Source organism: Geothrix edaphica (genome assembly GCF_030268045.1).
In the GTDB taxonomy this organism is placed as follows: domain Bacteria; phylum Acidobacteriota; class Holophagae; order Holophagales; family Holophagaceae; genus Geothrix; species Geothrix edaphica.
Genome location: NZ_BSDC01000001.1, coordinates 920,023 through 934,365, shown reverse-complemented (window position 1 = coordinate 934,365; position 14,343 = coordinate 920,023). Strand labels below are relative to the sequence as shown.

Annotated in this window: 18 protein-coding genes; 10 read left to right on the top strand and 8 right to left on the bottom strand. The window is 68.0% G+C overall.

The features are described from left to right. The first annotated feature begins 57 nt into the window (after positions 1 to 57). The 4 genes from QSJ30_RS14470 to QSJ30_RS04170 all read left to right on the top strand — a co-directional run bounded on the left by QSJ30_RS14470 (position 58) and on the right by QSJ30_RS04170 (position 2,280). Positions 58 to 399, top strand: a complete 342-nt coding sequence (locus QSJ30_RS14470) for a putative signal transducing protein (RefSeq protein ID WP_420798757.1) — start codon at positions 58 to 60, stop codon at positions 397 to 399. 487 nt (positions 400 to 886) lie between these two features. Continuing rightward, on the top strand, positions 887 to 1,111 hold the full coding sequence (locus QSJ30_RS04180) for a DUF2188 domain-containing protein (protein ID WP_285606713.1): 225 nt from the start codon (positions 887 to 889) through the stop codon (positions 1,109 to 1,111). 59 nt (positions 1,112 to 1,170) lie between these two features. Then, positions 1,171 to 1,716 carry a hypothetical protein gene (locus tag QSJ30_RS04175; RefSeq protein WP_285606711.1) on the top strand — a complete coding sequence of 182 codons (546 nt, stop codon included), beginning with the start codon at positions 1,171 to 1,173 and terminating at the stop codon, positions 1,714 to 1,716. A gap of 204 nt (positions 1,717 to 1,920) precedes the next feature. After that, positions 1,921 to 2,280 carry a nuclear transport factor 2 family protein gene (locus QSJ30_RS04170; protein ID WP_285606709.1) on the top strand — a complete coding sequence of 120 codons (360 nt, stop codon included), beginning with the start codon at positions 1,921 to 1,923 and terminating at the stop codon, positions 2,278 to 2,280. A 26-nt stretch (positions 2,281 to 2,306) separates the two neighbouring features. Here QSJ30_RS04170 and QSJ30_RS04165 read toward each other — a convergent pair whose 3' ends face one another. The 3 genes from QSJ30_RS04165 to QSJ30_RS04155 all read right to left on the bottom strand — a co-directional run bounded on the left by QSJ30_RS04165 (position 2,307) and on the right by QSJ30_RS04155 (position 3,880). Then, positions 2,307 to 2,480, bottom strand: a complete 174-nt coding sequence (locus QSJ30_RS04165) for a hypothetical protein (protein WP_285606707.1) — start codon at positions 2,478 to 2,480, stop codon at positions 2,307 to 2,309. A gap of 72 nt (positions 2,481 to 2,552) precedes the next feature. Continuing rightward, the gene (locus tag QSJ30_RS04160) at positions 2,553 to 2,705 is read right to left on the bottom strand and encodes a DUF3309 family protein (RefSeq protein WP_285606705.1); all 153 of its coding nucleotides are present in this window, start codon (positions 2,703 to 2,705) and stop codon (positions 2,553 to 2,555) included. A 299-nt stretch (positions 2,706 to 3,004) separates the two neighbouring features. Further along, positions 3,005 to 3,880 (bottom strand): winged helix-turn-helix domain-containing protein, encoded by an 876-nt coding sequence (locus tag QSJ30_RS04155; protein ID WP_285606703.1) that lies wholly within the window; start codon positions 3,878 to 3,880, stop codon positions 3,005 to 3,007. Positions 3,881 to 4,147: 267 nt separating this feature from the next. Here QSJ30_RS04155 and QSJ30_RS04150 point away from each other — a divergent pair, with 267 nt between their 5' ends. Next, positions 4,148 to 4,708 (top strand): type 1 periplasmic-binding domain-containing protein, encoded by a 561-nt coding sequence (locus QSJ30_RS04150; RefSeq protein WP_285606701.1) that lies wholly within the window; start codon positions 4,148 to 4,150, stop codon positions 4,706 to 4,708. A gap of 45 nt (positions 4,709 to 4,753) precedes the next feature. Here QSJ30_RS04150 and QSJ30_RS04145 read toward each other — a convergent pair whose 3' ends face one another. From QSJ30_RS04145 to QSJ30_RS04130, 4 genes are all read right to left on the bottom strand, one after another. Further along, on the bottom strand, positions 4,754 to 5,770 hold the full coding sequence (locus QSJ30_RS04145; protein ID WP_285606699.1) for a tetratricopeptide repeat protein: 1,017 nt from the start codon (positions 5,768 to 5,770) through the stop codon (positions 4,754 to 4,756). A gap of 3 nt (positions 5,771 to 5,773) precedes the next feature. Further along, positions 5,774 to 7,312, bottom strand: coding sequence for a protein kinase domain-containing protein (locus tag QSJ30_RS04140; protein WP_285606697.1), 1,539 nt, complete (start codon positions 7,310 to 7,312; stop codon positions 5,774 to 5,776). A gap of 108 nt (positions 7,313 to 7,420) precedes the next feature. Further along, positions 7,421 to 8,464: an NAD(P)-dependent alcohol dehydrogenase gene (locus tag QSJ30_RS04135; RefSeq protein WP_285606695.1), complete on the bottom strand. Its 1,044-nt coding sequence runs from the start codon at positions 8,462 to 8,464 to the stop codon at positions 7,421 to 7,423. Between the two features lie 112 nt (positions 8,465 to 8,576). Continuing rightward, positions 8,577 to 9,089: a hypothetical protein gene (locus QSJ30_RS04130; protein ID WP_285606693.1), complete on the bottom strand. Its 513-nt coding sequence runs from the start codon at positions 9,087 to 9,089 to the stop codon at positions 8,577 to 8,579. A 99-nt stretch (positions 9,090 to 9,188) separates the two neighbouring features. Between QSJ30_RS04130 and QSJ30_RS04125 the strand changes: the two genes are divergently transcribed. Further along, positions 9,189 to 9,758: a thioredoxin family protein gene (locus QSJ30_RS04125; RefSeq protein ID WP_285606691.1), complete on the top strand. Its 570-nt coding sequence runs from the start codon at positions 9,189 to 9,191 to the stop codon at positions 9,756 to 9,758. On the opposite strand, the gene QSJ30_RS04120 is transcribed toward QSJ30_RS04125, so the two are convergent. Then, the gene (locus tag QSJ30_RS04120) at positions 9,755 to 10,537 is read right to left on the bottom strand and encodes a TrmH family RNA methyltransferase (RefSeq protein WP_285606689.1); all 783 of its coding nucleotides are present in this window, start codon (positions 10,535 to 10,537) and stop codon (positions 9,755 to 9,757) included. The two genes, QSJ30_RS04125 and QSJ30_RS04120, sit on opposite strands and share 4 nt — an antisense overlap. 95 nt (positions 10,538 to 10,632) lie before the next feature. Here QSJ30_RS04120 and QSJ30_RS04115 point away from each other — a divergent pair, with 95 nt between their 5' ends. The 4 genes from QSJ30_RS04115 (at position 10,633) to QSJ30_RS04100 (ending at position 14,343) form a co-directional block, all read left to right on the top strand. Further along, complete coding sequence (locus QSJ30_RS04115; protein ID WP_285606687.1) at positions 10,633 to 12,225, top strand: aromatic amino acid hydroxylase; 1,593 nt, start codon at positions 10,633 to 10,635, stop codon at positions 12,223 to 12,225. After that, positions 12,222 to 12,467, top strand: coding sequence for a 4a-hydroxytetrahydrobiopterin dehydratase (locus QSJ30_RS04110; RefSeq protein WP_285606685.1), 246 nt, complete (start codon positions 12,222 to 12,224; stop codon positions 12,465 to 12,467). Before QSJ30_RS04115 ends, QSJ30_RS04110 begins: the two co-directional genes overlap by 4 nt. An 84-nt stretch (positions 12,468 to 12,551) precedes the next feature. Then, positions 12,552 to 13,190, top strand: a complete 639-nt coding sequence (locus tag QSJ30_RS04105) for a hypothetical protein (protein ID WP_285606683.1) — start codon at positions 12,552 to 12,554, stop codon at positions 13,188 to 13,190. Then, entirely contained in the window at positions 13,183 to 14,343 is a 1,161-nt protein-coding gene (locus QSJ30_RS04100; RefSeq protein WP_285606681.1) for a cytochrome c biogenesis ResB family protein, read from the top strand. Before QSJ30_RS04105 ends, QSJ30_RS04100 begins: the two co-directional genes overlap by 8 nt.

Here is a 14,343-nt window from a genome sequence, read left to right as displayed (position 1 = left end):
GACTCCGGCCCCTTCCACGTTCGCGTCATTCCCGGCCAGTCCGCCCAGGAGAACGCCATGCAGAAGGTCTTTGTCGCGCAGCATCACGCAGAGGCGCATCTCGTGACAGGGCTGCTCCGCTCCCACGGCATTGATGCAGAAGTTCGGGGGGAGGCCCTGTTCACAACCGTGGAAGCGGCATCCATGATTCCCGGGGCTGCTCCGGAAGTATGGGTGTCCAATCCGGATCAAGTCCCGCAAGCCCTGGATCTCGTCAGGCGCTTCTCCAGGGGCGAATCCCTCCCCCAGTCATCCGGCCCTTCTTGGCGATGCCCAGCGTGTGGCGAAACCCTTGAACCCCAATTCACCGAGTGCTGGAAATGCGGAGCGGCAAAACCAAGCCCCATTCCGGCGGTCTGACCTTCCGATCCACCCGAACCCTGCGTAGCTGCCTTCCGTTCTCTCTCACCGCTCCGCATCCCCGGCTCTGCCCAGCACCTCAGTGCAGGCTGGCCGGTGGACTCCATTCCTCAGGCCTCACTCACATGCCAACGGGTCGCAAGCTCGGTCGTGCCAGCCGCCTGGTCGCGGCGATTCTCTCGCTGATCTGGGCCTGTGCCGGAGTATTAGGGTTGGTGACCGCCTTCGCCCACGGCCGTTGGGTGTTGATGTTGCCTGCGACCTTCGCCATCTGGTTTTTTGTGCTTTGGGCTCGCGCCGCCTTCCGGGCACGATTGCTGATCTGGAAGGAAGCCGTCGCACCCTGGCGCACAACCTGGTGACCTTGGTTTGATTCGCCAGCCACCGCCAGGCTTCCCCCGGGACCAGGGGCAAGCAGTTTTATGGGTGGAGCGGCGCAAAAAGCCTATGTTCTGCAACGGCGATCGCCACATGCAGGGAGGCCGATATGAAAAATTATCACCTCGCCAAGGAAGGAAACGCCTGGAACCTCAAGCCTGAGGGGGGCAGCCGACCCGTCGTCCACGCAGCGACCAAGGCGGAGGCCATCGGGCAGATGCGGGCCTACATGCACGGCCATGAAGGCTCCGTGAAGATCCACAAGGAGAATGGCCAGATCCAGGAGGAGCGGACCTATCCGAAGTCCGCAGATCCCAGGCGCATCAAGGGCTGAGTCCTGATCCTCCCCGCGCGGCCCCCGGGTTCAGGCCCCGGCCCGGGTAGCATGGGTTCATGATTGCGGTCCTCCTCCTCTTCCTGCTCCCCCTCGGGGGCGGGATCCCGGCGGGGGTGCTGCTGGCCCAGTCGCAGGGACTGGGCTGGGCGCCGACGGCGGGCCTGTACTTCCTGTCGGACTTGATCCTGGCGCTGGCCTTCGAGCCGGTGCTCCGGGGCCTGATGTTCCTGGCCCGACGCAGCCCCTTCCTCGCCCGGTTCGGCACGGCGTTGCAGGCGGCCATGGCCCGCAGCGCGACTCAGGTCGGCGGCCCGGGCCTGGGGCCCATCGCCCTCGTCATGGTCGCCTTCGGGGTGGACCCCATGACGGGGCGGAGCGCCGCCTTGGCAGCAGGCCACGGCTTCCTGGCGGGCTGGGCCATCGCCATCGCGGGCGACCTGCTCTACTACGCCGTGGTGGCCCTCGCGACCCTGCGCCTCAATGCCTGGCTGAAGCATCCCGAAGCCACCGTCTGGATCGTCCTCGCGACCATGCTGCTCCTCTCCGTCCTGGCGCGCCGCCTCCGCCCGGGGCGGCCCGCCGTCCATCCCGCCGAGATCTGAACCACCGGGGATTCGGCTACCGTATCTTCTGACCCTGAGCGCCACCCCAGCCCGCCGGAGACCTCCATGCGCCGCCTGAACCCGCCCTTCGCTCTGGCCCCGATCCCGGCACTGGCCAGCGCCTGGGGGCCGGTGGCCCATCGTGTCCGACATGGATAACCCGAACCACACGCCCCGGCGGCTGGGCCAGCCGGAGACGGTGCGATGACGCCGAAGGCCCTCGTGGCTGCCTGGGTCGAGGCCTTCAACCGTGGCGACGCCGAGGCGCTGGCCGCGATGTACCACGCGGACGCCGTGAACCACCAGGTGGCGGCGGCACCTGTGGCTGGCCGGGAGGCGATCCGTGCCATGTTCGCGCGGGAGTTCGCCGCCGCAGAGATGGTGTGTCTCGTGGAGAACCTCTTCGAGGACGGCGAGTGGGCCATCCTCGAGTGGCGCGATCCCCTGGGTCTGCGCGGCTGCGGCTTCTTCCGCGTCGTGGGAGGGCAGATCGCCTTCCAGCGCGGCTACTGGGACAAGCTCAGCTTCCTCCGACAACACGGATTGCCCATTCCCCTGGGTTGAGTCGAGCTGGGTGCCGTTCCGCAACTTCAGGCTGGCGGATCCTTCTGGCGGGTCGCCTTGACGCCAGTAAGTATCCCAACCCCAATCATTATAATGGCACCCACGGCAATCCATTCCGCGGGCACATGCACCAGATGGGCACCATAGATGAGCCCGATGACGATGATGGCGAATCCCGCCGCATACAGCCCGAATGACATGGCAGTTCCCCTCGGTTTCCCTTTTGTGGCAATGGCTCTGGAAGGACCCGACTCAAGCCCCGGCCCCTGGGTCTAGATCCGGCCCATGAGCAGCAGGATGACGAGAACCACCACCACAAGACCCAGGCCACTGCTCGGGTAATAGCCCCAGTTTTTGCTGTGGGGCCAGGTGGGAAGGGTGCCGAGTGACAGCAAGAGCAGGATGACGATCAAGAGAATGAGCATGTCCGACCTCCTCCAGCCCAAGGGCAGGCGCAACCCGCCGAGACCCATCCAGCCATTCACGAAAGGGCGCGAACCAGAACAGCCTGTGTTGCCCTTGGTTGCACCTCCCAGATCAAGGATCGTGCCTGGGGGACCGGGGCCTCCTCCCGCGGCTCCAACCCCACATGAATCAGGCCTTGGACGCGCCAACAGCGCTGAGAGAGGGGGTACAGCCGGACCTGGCCCAACCTTCAGATCGTTCAAAACGATGGAGACCCGCATTCAAAACGATCGCAGGGACAGGGGGGCCCGCTCTGGCGTCAGCGCGAGGCCCCGGGCCTGGGCTCCTGAGCGGCCTGGTCGGCCAGGTAGGCGGAGATGTCGCGGTGGACCTGGTGCAGGTGCTCTGAGGAAACCAGGAAAACCCGGTCGCCACGGCCACGCCCCTGGGCATCCATCAGGCTCGCAGTGACGCGGTAGCCCTGGGCCTCCCGGGCCATGGTCCAGGTGAGGGTCAGAGCGCCTGGAGGAGGACCGGCCCCGGCGGGACGGGGTTCGGCCGTCCTGATTTCCACGCCCGGAGCGGCAGCCAGATCCTGGATCACCTGGCGGGAGAGGGCGGAGGCGAAGTAGTCCAGGGCCGGGTCCCCGGTCACGTTCAGCAGGGGCGCGGCCACGAGGGGCACCGGCTTCGGCCTCAGCGCCGACCACGCCGCAACGCCCGCCCCCAGGAGGCCCAGCACCAGGGCACCCGCCAGCCAGAATCTCCCGGCATTCCAGCGCCAGGTGGCCCGGGCCGCCTGGTACACGCTCGAATTCGAAGGTGGCTGGTAGACGGGCATCGGGAAGGAACCGGAGGGCGGTGGCGTCTTCCCCGGCAGAGGGATCACCTTCCCCACGAAGCGATAGCCCTTGCGCGGCACGGTCTCGATGAACCGCGGCCGGTCGGCGGAATCGCCCAGCACCTGCCTGAGGCGCCAGGCCGCCGCATTGAGCCCATCCTCGAAGCCCACGTGGATGTCTCCGGCCCAGACCCGCTTCTGGAGGTCCTCGCGCCCCACCAGCTGACCGGGCCGCTCCAGCAGGCAGACCAGCAGCTTGAGGGGCTGCTCCTGGATGCGCACGCAGTCCTCCCCCTTCCAGAGTTCTCCGGTGGAGGGGTCCAGTTCGAAGTCGCCAAAGGCCAATCGGGTCATTCGGCACCGCGGGAGGCGTGGCAAGTATGGGACCGGACAGATCCGCTTCAACACCCTGATCTCACGGGGACCTAACGGCCCCCTTGCGCCGGGAGGCCGGCCCCGGAGGCGGGCAAAAACGGGTCTCGCAAGTGGCTTGAAAACACAACTTGTACCGTCAGTCAGCGGTCATGGCCCGGTGAGGGGCCCTGGCCGAGGTTTCCCTTGCCGCAGCCTCCGGCTCGGCACCACCCGGACCCGGTCGGGTCCCATTCATGGAGGTGTCCCATGTTCCGCCCCACCACCCTGCTCGCCTTGGCAGCTCTTTCCACGTCCCTCGTCGCCGAGGATTTCGGCCCCGTGGTGAAGGCAGCGGGCATCATCTACCAGGGGATGAACCACTTCGGCGTGGTCTGCGACTATGGCCGCAGCCAGAGCCAGGTGGCCGATCTCCAGCGGGCCCTGCCCGAGGGTGCCACCCTCACGGTGATCGATGTACGCCATCCCATGCAGGTGGGCCGCGCCGGCACAATGATCCAGCAGCGCCGAGTGCAGCTGCTGGCCCTGCTGCCCGGCGATCCCCTGGTTTACGATGGTTCCGGCCTCGCTACGAGTCTTGTGGCCAAATTCAACGGCAGCATCCCTGCCTTCGGCACCACGCCAGCGGCCCTGAAGAACGGCTGTGTCATGGCCATGGGCAAGGCGACCAACTGGGAACTGCTCTTCAACCCCAAGCTGCTGGATATCGATCTGCAGCGGGGCGTCATCGAAGACGTCACCATCACCCCCTGGCAGAACGGCACCAAGGGCGGACCCGCCACTCTGGACCTCGTGTTCCATTACAAGTGAGCGCAGGCCCCCACCGAGAAGCGCCCCGCCTTGGCGGGGCGCTTCTCATGGACCCAACCGCGAGGCCTCCGCGATGTGCCCATGCAGGTCCTCCAGGGGCTTCTGCAAGTATTCAGGCAGTTCTCCCCGGGCCTTGGCCTGGTCCAGATGCCGCGCCACCATGGCCGCGCTGTCCCGGGTCGCCCGCAGGATCTGCGCGAAGCGGGGATCGCGGCGCAACTGCTGCATCTCCGGGTTGGCCAGGAGCCAATCCAGGCACGGGATGGCCCCTACGTCTACGCTCCGCTGGAGGAGTCGGATGGCATCGTCGCTCAGGCCCGCACGCACCAGGTAGGGCGCGTTGAACAACACTGCGTTCCCGATGTCGATGGCCCGCTCCTTGGGGCCGAGCCAGTGGGCCAGGAGGGGTCCCGCGAGGGCCCGGGCCTCCCCTGTCTGCCCACGGTCCACCGCGCTCCAGAACCGGATCGTGGGGCCGGGGGGCTTGCCCAAACGTGCGTAGTGGGCCTCGGCCTCGTCTAGGCGCCCCAGTCGAACCAGGGCATAGGGCCGGACTGTGCCGTTCAACAAGGCATGCCCCGGCTCCCTCAGGAGGGCCCGGTCCACATTGGCCAGCGCCTCCTCCGCCCGGCCCATCCAGGCCAGACCCAGTGCCACGAAGGCGGGCCCCGTGAGATCCATGGGATCCAGTTCCATGGACCGGCGGCCGCCCGCGATGAAGAGACCCACTGAGCCGGGCCCGGACAGGATGGTGGCCATGGTGATGTGGACCTGGGCCTGGTGCGGGGCGAGACAGACCCCCTTCACCGCGTATTCCACGGCCAACTCCGGGTTCTCCCGACGGCCCTGCACCTCCACCGCCCCAAGGAGACTCCACGCCAGACCGCAGCGCGGGTCGATGTCCAGGGCCCGGCGCGCCCAGGTGGTCTCCAGCTGTCGCTCGGCTTCTCCGGCCTGGGCGGTCCCCGCCTCGTAGGACCGCCACCCGTGGAGGCAGGCCAGCTGCGCCGCGGCCTCGGCATGTCGCGGATCCAGGCGGACGACCTTCTCGAAGGCCGCCACGGCCTAGTCGTAGTCCCCGCTCCGCCCCAGGGCCCGATAGCGGTACTGAAAGTGCCGCCCTTCACCAAAAGCCAGCTCGGCTTCGGAGCCTGTCGCGGGCCGGGCGATGACCGGGGCCAGCCCCTCCTCGCGAGTCAAAGTGCGGGCCACAGCCTCCGCCGCGTCGCGGACCAGATTGTTGTAGTCCGCCTGCACCCCTTCGTACTGGTGGCCCCAGCGTACCTTCCAGGTCCGCGTGTCCACCAGCTGCACATTGAGGACCAGGCGCTTCGCCTTCTTGGTGATGGTGGTGACCACCAGGTGGTCCGCCCGGTAGGCCTCCTTGACCTGGGCCAGATCGCCCTTCCATTTCTCCATCTGGAAGCTGGAGGGCGGCGCCTTCGTGTCCAGGCCCTCCACCTTCGAGAGCAGCGTGGACAGCGAGTTCGGCACGGCATCCGTCAAGTAGACGGCATCCTCGGCCCCAAACACCCGCGCGGGCAGGGCCAGCACACTGGGAAGCGGAGGCGCCGTGTTTGCGGGCGCCACCGGGGCCCGGTGGCTCCGTCGCCAGGCATAGACACCACCCCCCGAGCCCAGAAGAACCAGGGCCATGCCAGCACCCAGAACCTGCGAGCGGCGAACCGCCCAGGAATGTTGCGATGCCTCCCAGATGGGGCGGGGTCCCAGGTCCGTCCGTGCGGCAAAGCGCAGGGCCTCGGCCAATTCCCGGGCGGTCCGGAACCGGTGCGCGGGGTCCCTTGCCAGGCAGACCCTGAGGATGCGGCCCAGGGGCCAGGGCAGGCGTTCCGAATCCCCGGGAGTTCCCGGTCGACCCGTCAGGATGGCCCGCATGGTTTCTGCTGGCGTGGCGCGGTGGAAGGGGTGGTTTCCCGTGGCCATCTCCCAGAGGATCACCCCCAGGCTGAAGAGATCACTCCTGGCGCCCACGTTGCCGCCCTGGGCCTGTTCGGGACTCATGTAGTCGGCGGTTCCCATCACCAGGCCAACCTCCGTGACCCCACTGAGCGGCGGGCGTACCCCCGCGCCAGAGATGGACCCTGGCGGCAGGGATTGATCCTTGCGCAGTTTGGCCAGCCCGAAATCGAGGATCTTCACATGGCCGTGGACCGTCAGCATCAGGTTCTCAGGCTTGAGATCCCGGTGCACGATGCCCTTGGCATGGGCGGCAGCGAGCCCATCTGCCACGGCCGCCGCCAGCTCTGCTGCCTGGCGCCAGGGCATGGGGCCGGCGGCCATCCGCTGCCGCAGTGTCTGCCCCTCCACCAGTTCCATCACCAGGTAGGGGAGGCCCTGATGTTCGCCGGCATCGAAGACCTGCACCACGTTGGGATGAGACAGGGCGGCCAGAGTGCGGGCCTCCTGCTGGAAGCGCTTCAATTTCACCGGCTCGCTGACGAAGGATTCAGGAAGGACCTTGACCGCCACCTCACGGCCCAGTTTGGGATCCCAGGCCCGAAACACCTCGCCCATGCCGCCCGCACCAAGGGTACCCACGATCTCGTAGGCACCGATGAGTTCGCCAATCACAAGAGGAGACACGGAGCCTCCACACGCCCTGGTGGGAGGAAACCCCCAGATCGTACATTCCTATATTGGCTTATTCAACCGTTTTTTTCCGGGTGGTGGCCCCGTTCGACGGGATTCTCGTCACAGCGTCTTCATGTCCAACACGAAGCGGTAGCGGACGTCGTTCTTCATCATGCGTTCGTAGGCTTCGTTGACCTGCTGGACCGGGATGAGCTCGATCTCCGAGACGATGCCGTGCTCGGCGCAGAAGTCGAGCATCTCCTGGGTCTCCTGGATGCCGCCGATGAGTGATCCGCTGAGGGTCTTGCGGCCGCCGATGAGCGCGTGGGCCGCGACCGGAGTGGGTTCAGGCGGAACGCCCAGCAGCACCATGGCACCCTCCACGCGGAGCAGGCCCAGGTACTTGTTGTAGTCGTGGGGCGCGGAGATGGTGTCGATGATGAGGTCGAACTGGCCGGCCAGCTGCTTGAAGGTGGCGTCCTCCGACGTGAGCCCGAAGTGGCTGGCGCCCAGCTTGCGGGCATCGGCCTCCTTGGACTTCGAGGTGCTGAGCATGGTCACCTCGGCTCCCATGGCGGCGGCAATCTTCACGGCCATGTGGCCCAGGCCGCCCAGGCCCACCACGCCCACCTTGTCGCCCTTCTTGGTCTTCCAGTGGCGCAGGGGCGAGTAGGTGGTGATGCCCGCGCAGAGCAGGGGCGCGACGGCGGCGAGGTCGAGCTTCGGAGACACCTTCAGCGTGAAAGCTTCGTCCACCACGACGCTCGACGAATAGCCGCCGTAAGTGGGCGTCTTCCGGTCCATTTCGGTACTGTTGTAGGAGAAGGCGGCGCCCTTCTCGCAGAACTGCTCGAGCTTCCGCTGGCAGCTGGGGCAGGTGCGGCAGCTGTCCACCATGCAGCCCACGCCCGCCAGATCTCCCACCTTGAAGCCCTTCACGTGAGCGCCCACGGCGGTGACGCGGCCCACGATCTCGTGGCCGGGCACCATGGGGTATTTCGAGCCGCCCCACTCGTCCCGCACCTGGTGGATGTCGGAATGGCAGATGCCGCAGTAGGCGATCTCGATCTCGACATCGTGCGGCCCCACGGCCCGACGCTCGATCTGGAACGGCGCGAGGGCAGACGTGGCAGAGGCAGCGGCGTAGGCTTTCGCGATGGTCATGGGAGCTCCTGGAAAAGACCGGACCTCCACTCTAGACCACAGAGCCTCGAGGTGAAGAAGGCACTTCCCGGTGCGTGGCCTCTGGACCTGCAGGTCCGGGATGCCCGTCCGGCTAAAGCGGATGGAGCAGCATCAGGAACCAGCCGATGGCCGTCAGCAAGGGCATCCGCGGATTGGGGCGCCCCTCCGCCGTGATGTCGACTTCAGCCCGGGTCCGGCGGGGCCAGGGCTCTCCCGGCGGCGCAGGCTCCAGCCTGAGGGTGAGCACCACCCGGCCGTCCCTGTCCCGGAACGACCAGCCTCCATCGTGTCGGGCCCGCCGCCATTGGAAGGTCTCGCCGTCCCGAAACCGGAGCCTCCCCCGCCCCAGGAGGCCGGGATGGAAGACAGCCAGATCCTGGTCCACCCCAGCTTCGCGGATGTGGACGAGCGTGGTGAAGATCCCGGTCTGCTTGAAGGTCCAGCGCCCCTCCGCCGTCTCCACCGTGGCGAAGGTCCGGCAGAGCGGCTCCAGGGACAGTCGCGCCAGCACCTCTTCGCCGGCATGGAGCTCGTACTTCGGCACCCTCACCATGGGATCCACCCATTCGAGAGGTGGCTTGGTGGCATTCCACATCGCCCTCATGGCGCCCCCCTTTCCCGCGGGCTGCGGTCCGCGCCACCCCAAAGGTACGTCCAGTCACGGGGCCGGGCATGGCAGCATCAGAGGTTTCCCGGAGGTTCCATGCCCCGCCCCGCCACCCTGCCCACTTTGGACTGGAAGGCCGTGTTCGAGTCCGGCCTGGACTACACCGCCTGGCTGGCCGCCGCGGAATCCGCAGAGCAGCGGGACAAGCTGGAAGCCCAGCGGGCGGCCCTGGCGCTGGATCCGCAGGCTGCCGGCTTCATGGCCGCCCTGCCCAGGCCCGTGCATGTGGTGGCCATCGCCGAGGACTGGTGCGGCGACGTGGTGCGCCACGCGCCCGTGCTCCAGCGCCTGGCCGAGACCGGCCCGAACCTGAAGGTCCGCTATCTCAGCCGGGAGCAGCACCCGGATGTGTTCGCCCGCTTCCTCACCAACGGCGGCGAGGCCATCCCCAAGTTCATCTTCCTGAGCGACCGCTTCGTGGAGTGCGGCAACTGGGGCCCCATGCCCGAGAGCTGCCGCGAACTCATCGCCCGGGGCAAGGCCTGCGGTGACGTGGCCGCGGCCCGGAAGAAGGTGTCCGCCCGCTACGAGCAGGACACGGCCTGCCGCGAGGTGGTGGCCGAGCTCCTGCGCCTGGTGGACATCGCGGCCAGCCGCGAGCCCTAGCCGTTCTCCACCATCCGGAACATCAGGATCGCCCCGGCGGCGGCCACGTTCAGGCTGTCCATGCCCGAGGCCATGGGAATGGCCACGGCCCGGTCGCAGCGCGCCAGCTGGTCCGCATCCAGGCCCGTATCCTCGGGTCCCATCACCAGGGCGCAGCGGGCCGCGGGCCGCCAGTGCCGGGCGTCTTCCGCCTGCTGAGTGAGCGCTGCAGCCACGACCTCCGAGCCGGACTCCGCCGCCTTCCAGTCCGCCAGGAGCGCCCAGGGATCCTCCACCCGCCACACGGGGATGCGCCACACGGCGCCCATGGAGACCCGCACCGTGCGGCGGCTCCAGAGGCCCGGCCCCGGCCCCGCCAGCACGCCATCCAGCCCCAGGGCCGCGGCGCTGCGCAGCAGCAGGCCCAGGTTCTCGCCGTCGTAGAGCCGCGGCAGCACCAGCAGGCGCCGGGCCGCCAGCAGGGCCGCCGCGGAAGGCGGCGGCGGCACCTGCGCACAGGCCATGAGGCCCCGGTGGAAGGGGAAGCCCGCCAGTTCCGACAGCGCCGCGGGCTCTGCCACCAGCAGTTCCGTCCCCTCGGGGAGCAGGGCCCGCGCGGCCCCGGCCGCCGGAGTCGTGGCGGCCACGGACACCACGCGCAACCGGCCCGCCCGGCCGGCGGCGAGCAGATCCTCCACCAGGATCCGCCCCTCGGCGATGAAGCAGGGACCGAACTCCGGGTGCTCCCGCGTCCCGGCGAAGCGCAGGTCGCGATAGGGATCCCAGGCATCAAAGGTCATGGCACCAGGGTAGCCCGCAGTCCGCCTGAGTCTCCGGATTTTGGAATATCCAGCTATTGTTCATATATTATAATTTAATGGGTAACGATCTCGCCATGCCTTCCCTTCCCTCCCCCACCCAGCGCGCCATCGACCGGCTTCCGGCCCACCTTCGGCGCTACGTGGCGGGCCAGGACTACGGGGCCTACACCCCCCGGGAGCACGCGGTCTGGCGGCACATCCTCCACCGGCTGACGGACCGGCTCAGGGACACGGCCCACGCCAGCTATCTGGCGGGCCTGGCGGCCACGGGCATCGGCCTGGAGCGCATCCCCAGCCTGGACGAGATGAACCTCAAGCTGGAGGGCCTGGGCTGGTCCGCCGTGGGTGTGCGGGGCTTCATCCCCCCGGCGGTGTTCACGGAGCTCCAGTCCCTGGGCGTGCTGGCCATCGCCGCCGACATCCGCAGCCACGAGCACATCGAGTACACGCCGGCTCCGGACATCGTCCACGAGAGCGCGGGCCATGCGCCCATCCTGGCGGACCGCCGCTACGCGGACTACCTCAAGCGCTGCGGGGAGGCCGGCTTCCGCGCCATCGCCTCCGTGGAGGACCAGGCCGTCTACGAGGCCATCCGGAACCTCAGCGTGGTGAAGGAGGATCCCGAAGCCACGGAATCGGAAATCCACCTCGCGGAGGAGCGCCTGCGGGCCGCCTCCGCCAGCCGCCGGTACGTCAGCGAGAGCACCAAGGCCAGCCGCCTCTACTGGTGGACCGCCGAGTACGGCCTGGTGGGCGACCTGGCGGATCCCAAGCTCTACGGCGCAGGGCTCCTCAGCAGCCTCGGCGAAGCGGCCCACTGTCTCACCCCGACCGTGGCCAAGGTGCCCCTCAGCCTCGTCTGCGCCGACACCGAATACGACATCACCCGCATGCAGCCCCAGCTCTTCGTGGCCCGGGACTTCGACCACCTCTTCGAGGTGCTGGACGCCTTCGAGGCCACCCTCAGCTGGCGGCGGGGCGGCGACCACGGCCTGGAGGAGGCCCTGCGGGCGCGCACGGTGAACCACCTGGGCCTGGAAGGCGGCATCGAGCTCACGGGCAAGGTGGTGGCGCGGATCCCCGCCCGGGGCGAGCTCGCTCCGGGCCTCTCCACCGCCCTGGCGCGGGTGGAGGGACCTGTGCTGCTGTCGCGCGGCGGCGTGGCGGAAGACCAGCCCTGGCCCGGCTCGGCGCTGGTGGCCTTCGGCCGCGGGACGCTGCCCCCCCGGGGACCTTTCAGCCTGGATCTGCCCTCGGGGCTTTTCCTCACGGGCTTCCGGGTGGGTGAGCACGAGGTGATCAACCTCCGGGGCCACCAGGATGGCCGCCCCCTGGACCTGCCCAGCTGGGCCCTGCTCTTCCTGAGCGAGGGCCTGTCGTCGGTGGCAGGGGGACCGGCGGATCCCGGCGCCTGGGACCGCTGGTACGGCGGGCCGGGAGCCTTCGGAGAAGGCGAGGCCGAAGCCCAGGCCCGGGACCGCAAGGCCTCCTCCCTGTCCGCGGAGCTGGCCGGGCTCTACGTGGAAGCCCGGGCCCTGCGGGAGGAGCCCGATGGTCTGCGCCTCCGGACTCTGGCTGACCGGGCCCGGGCCCACCCGGACGAATGGCTCCTCCAGGCGGAGCTGGCGGAGCTGGAGGCCACCCTGGCCCAGGAGGCGAGACCATGAGCTGGATCGAGCAGGACGGATGCCTGGTCCGGGAGTTCCGGACGCCGGATTTCATGACCGCCTTCCGGATTGTGACCGCCGTAGTGGAACCTTCGGAGGCCATGAATCACCACCCAGATATCATCTTTGGCTGGGGCCACGTCAGGATCGCCCTGACCACCCACGACGCTGGAGGTATCACAGAGAAGGATCAGCAGTTGGCCAGACTCATCGATGAAGCGGTCCGGCCTTTCGACCTGTAAGCCTTTGCCCAATGTCACGTGTCTCCACCCCGGAAGGTCCGGTATTCTGATGTGTCCTAGAGGAACCCTTTGTTGAAAACATCGATGTTTCCCCGCCATTCCAGGTCCTTCGTCGCGAAGGCCTCCCTCCTGGCCGGTACCGGCCTCCTGGCCCTGGCCGTCGGATGCGGCCGCGACCAGGTGAGCCATTTCCGCGTGCCCAAGGAGGCCGTCGCCGATCACCCGGACCACCCGGGCCACGAGGAGCACGCCCAGGGCATGCCCCCCGCCACCGGCGACATGCCCGCCCCGCCCAGGCCCACGGGCCAGGGTTCCCTGAAGTGGTCCCTGCCCAAGGGCTGGAGCGAGGTTCCCGGCGAGGGGATGCGCTTCGCCACCTTCAAGTCGCCGGTGCCGGGCAAGAACGAAACCACGGTGGTGGTGCTGCCCGGACCCGCCGGTGGCGAGCTGGCGAACGTGAACCGCTGGCGTGGCCAGATCGGCCTGGGTCCCATCGACGAGACGACCCTGGCCGCCGCCCGCGTGGTGGTCAAGTCCAAGGCCGGCGACCTGAACGTCTACGACTTCACCAGCCAGGGCCAGGCCAAGAGCCGCATGGTGGCCGGCCTGATCTCCACGCCGGACGGGAACACCTGGTTCCTCAAGCTCACGGGCGACGCCGGTCCCGTGGCCAAGGCCAAGCCTGACTTCATGCGCATCCTGGAGAGCCTCCGCCTTGATTAAGACACTCGCCTCCCGCACCTGGGCTTTCTTCAAGTCCTTCCAGCTCACCATCGTGCTGCTGGCCCTGCTCATGCTCCTCGTGGTGTTCTGCACCCTGGCCCAGGTGGAACTGGGCACGGCCGGTGCCGTGAACGCCTACATGCGCAGCTTCTTCGTCTGGCACCAGTTCAGCTTCCTGCCCTTCCCGATCCCCACGTTCCCGGGCGGCGGCCTGGTGGGCCTCATGCTCACCCTCAACCTCATCGCCAAGACCCTCGACATCCAGCGCACCTGGACCAAGGCCGGCATGTGGCTGGTCCACGCGGGCCTGGTGATCCTGTTCGCCGGCGAGTTCGTGGCCGGCCTGATGCAGGTGGACACCAACCTCTCCATCGAGGTGGGCCAGACCGTCAACTACGTCCAGAGCTACAAGAACATGGAGCTGGCCGTCATCGACACGACCGACCCCACCTGGGACGAGGTCTACTCGGTACCGGACACCCTGCTGGCCAAGGGGGGCGCCATCGCCATCCCCGGCACGCCCATCACCCTGAACGTGAAGCGCTACTTCCCCAATTCGGAGCTTTCGAACCTGCCGCCCGGAGCCCAGCCGTCCCTGGCCACCGCCGGCATCGGCCCTGGTGTCTCCGTCGTCGAGCGGCCCACCGTCACCAACGACAATGAGATGAACACGGGCTCCGTGTTCGTGGAGCCGGTGGCCGGTGGCCGCAGCTATGGCATCTGGCTGGCCTCCATGGCCATCGGGGCACCCCAGTCCTTCACCCACGAGGGCCGCACCTACGCGCTCTCCATGCGCCTGCGCCGCCAGTACCTTCCGTACTCCTTCACGCTCAAGCAGTTCCGGCATGACGTGTACCCCGGCACCGACATCCCCAAGAACTTCTCGAGCCTGGTGCAGGTGGTGAACCCCTCCCAGAAGGAATCCCGGGAGGTGCTCATCTACATGAACCAGCCGCTGCGGTACGAGGGCAAGACCTTCTACCAGGCGAGCTTTGGCAAGAACGACACCCTGTCCGTCCTTTCCGTGGTCGAAAATCCCGGCTGGCTTCTCCCCTATGTGTCGTGCGTGCTGGTCTCGCTGGGCCTGCTCGTGCACTTCGCCATCGTCCTGCGACGCTCGCTGAAGCGGCGCCAGGACAAGAAGGAGGGCTGA

Excerpts from the sequence above, each read along its gene's own strand:
- QSJ30_RS14470 (WP_420798757.1), top strand. The coding sequence starts at position 58 with ATGCAGAAGGTCTTTGTCGCGCAGCATCACGCAGAGGCGCATCTCGTG.
- QSJ30_RS04180 (WP_285606713.1), top strand. The coding sequence starts at position 887 with ATGAAAAATTATCACCTCGCCAAGGAAGGAAACGCCTGGAACCTCAAG.
- QSJ30_RS04175 (WP_285606711.1), top strand. The coding sequence starts at position 1,171 with ATGATTGCGGTCCTCCTCCTCTTCCTGCTCCCCCTCGGGGGCGGGATC.
- QSJ30_RS04170 (WP_285606709.1), top strand. The coding sequence starts at position 1,921 with ATGACGCCGAAGGCCCTCGTGGCTGCCTGGGTCGAGGCCTTCAACCGT.
- QSJ30_RS04165 (WP_285606707.1), bottom strand. The coding sequence starts at position 2,480 with ATGTCATTCGGGCTGTATGCGGCGGGATTCGCCATCATCGTCATCGGG.
- QSJ30_RS04160 (WP_285606705.1), bottom strand. The coding sequence starts at position 2,705 with ATGCTCATTCTCTTGATCGTCATCCTGCTCTTGCTGTCACTCGGCACC.
- QSJ30_RS04155 (WP_285606703.1), bottom strand. The coding sequence starts at position 3,880 with ATGACCCGATTGGCCTTTGGCGACTTCGAACTGGACCCCTCCACCGGA.
- QSJ30_RS04150 (WP_285606701.1), top strand. The coding sequence starts at position 4,148 with ATGTTCCGCCCCACCACCCTGCTCGCCTTGGCAGCTCTTTCCACGTCC.
- QSJ30_RS04135 (WP_285606695.1), bottom strand. The coding sequence starts at position 8,464 with ATGACCATCGCGAAAGCCTACGCCGCTGCCTCTGCCACGTCTGCCCTC.
- QSJ30_RS04130 (WP_285606693.1), bottom strand. The coding sequence starts at position 9,089 with ATGAGGGCGATGTGGAATGCCACCAAGCCACCTCTCGAATGGGTGGAT.
- QSJ30_RS04125 (WP_285606691.1), top strand. The coding sequence starts at position 9,189 with ATGCCCCGCCCCGCCACCCTGCCCACTTTGGACTGGAAGGCCGTGTTC.
- QSJ30_RS04120 (WP_285606689.1), bottom strand. The coding sequence starts at position 10,537 with ATGACCTTTGATGCCTGGGATCCCTATCGCGACCTGCGCTTCGCCGGG.
- QSJ30_RS04115 (WP_285606687.1), top strand. The coding sequence starts at position 10,633 with ATGCCTTCCCTTCCCTCCCCCACCCAGCGCGCCATCGACCGGCTTCCG.
- QSJ30_RS04110 (WP_285606685.1), top strand. The coding sequence starts at position 12,222 with ATGAGCTGGATCGAGCAGGACGGATGCCTGGTCCGGGAGTTCCGGACG.
- QSJ30_RS04105 (WP_285606683.1), top strand. The coding sequence starts at position 12,552 with ATGTTTCCCCGCCATTCCAGGTCCTTCGTCGCGAAGGCCTCCCTCCTG.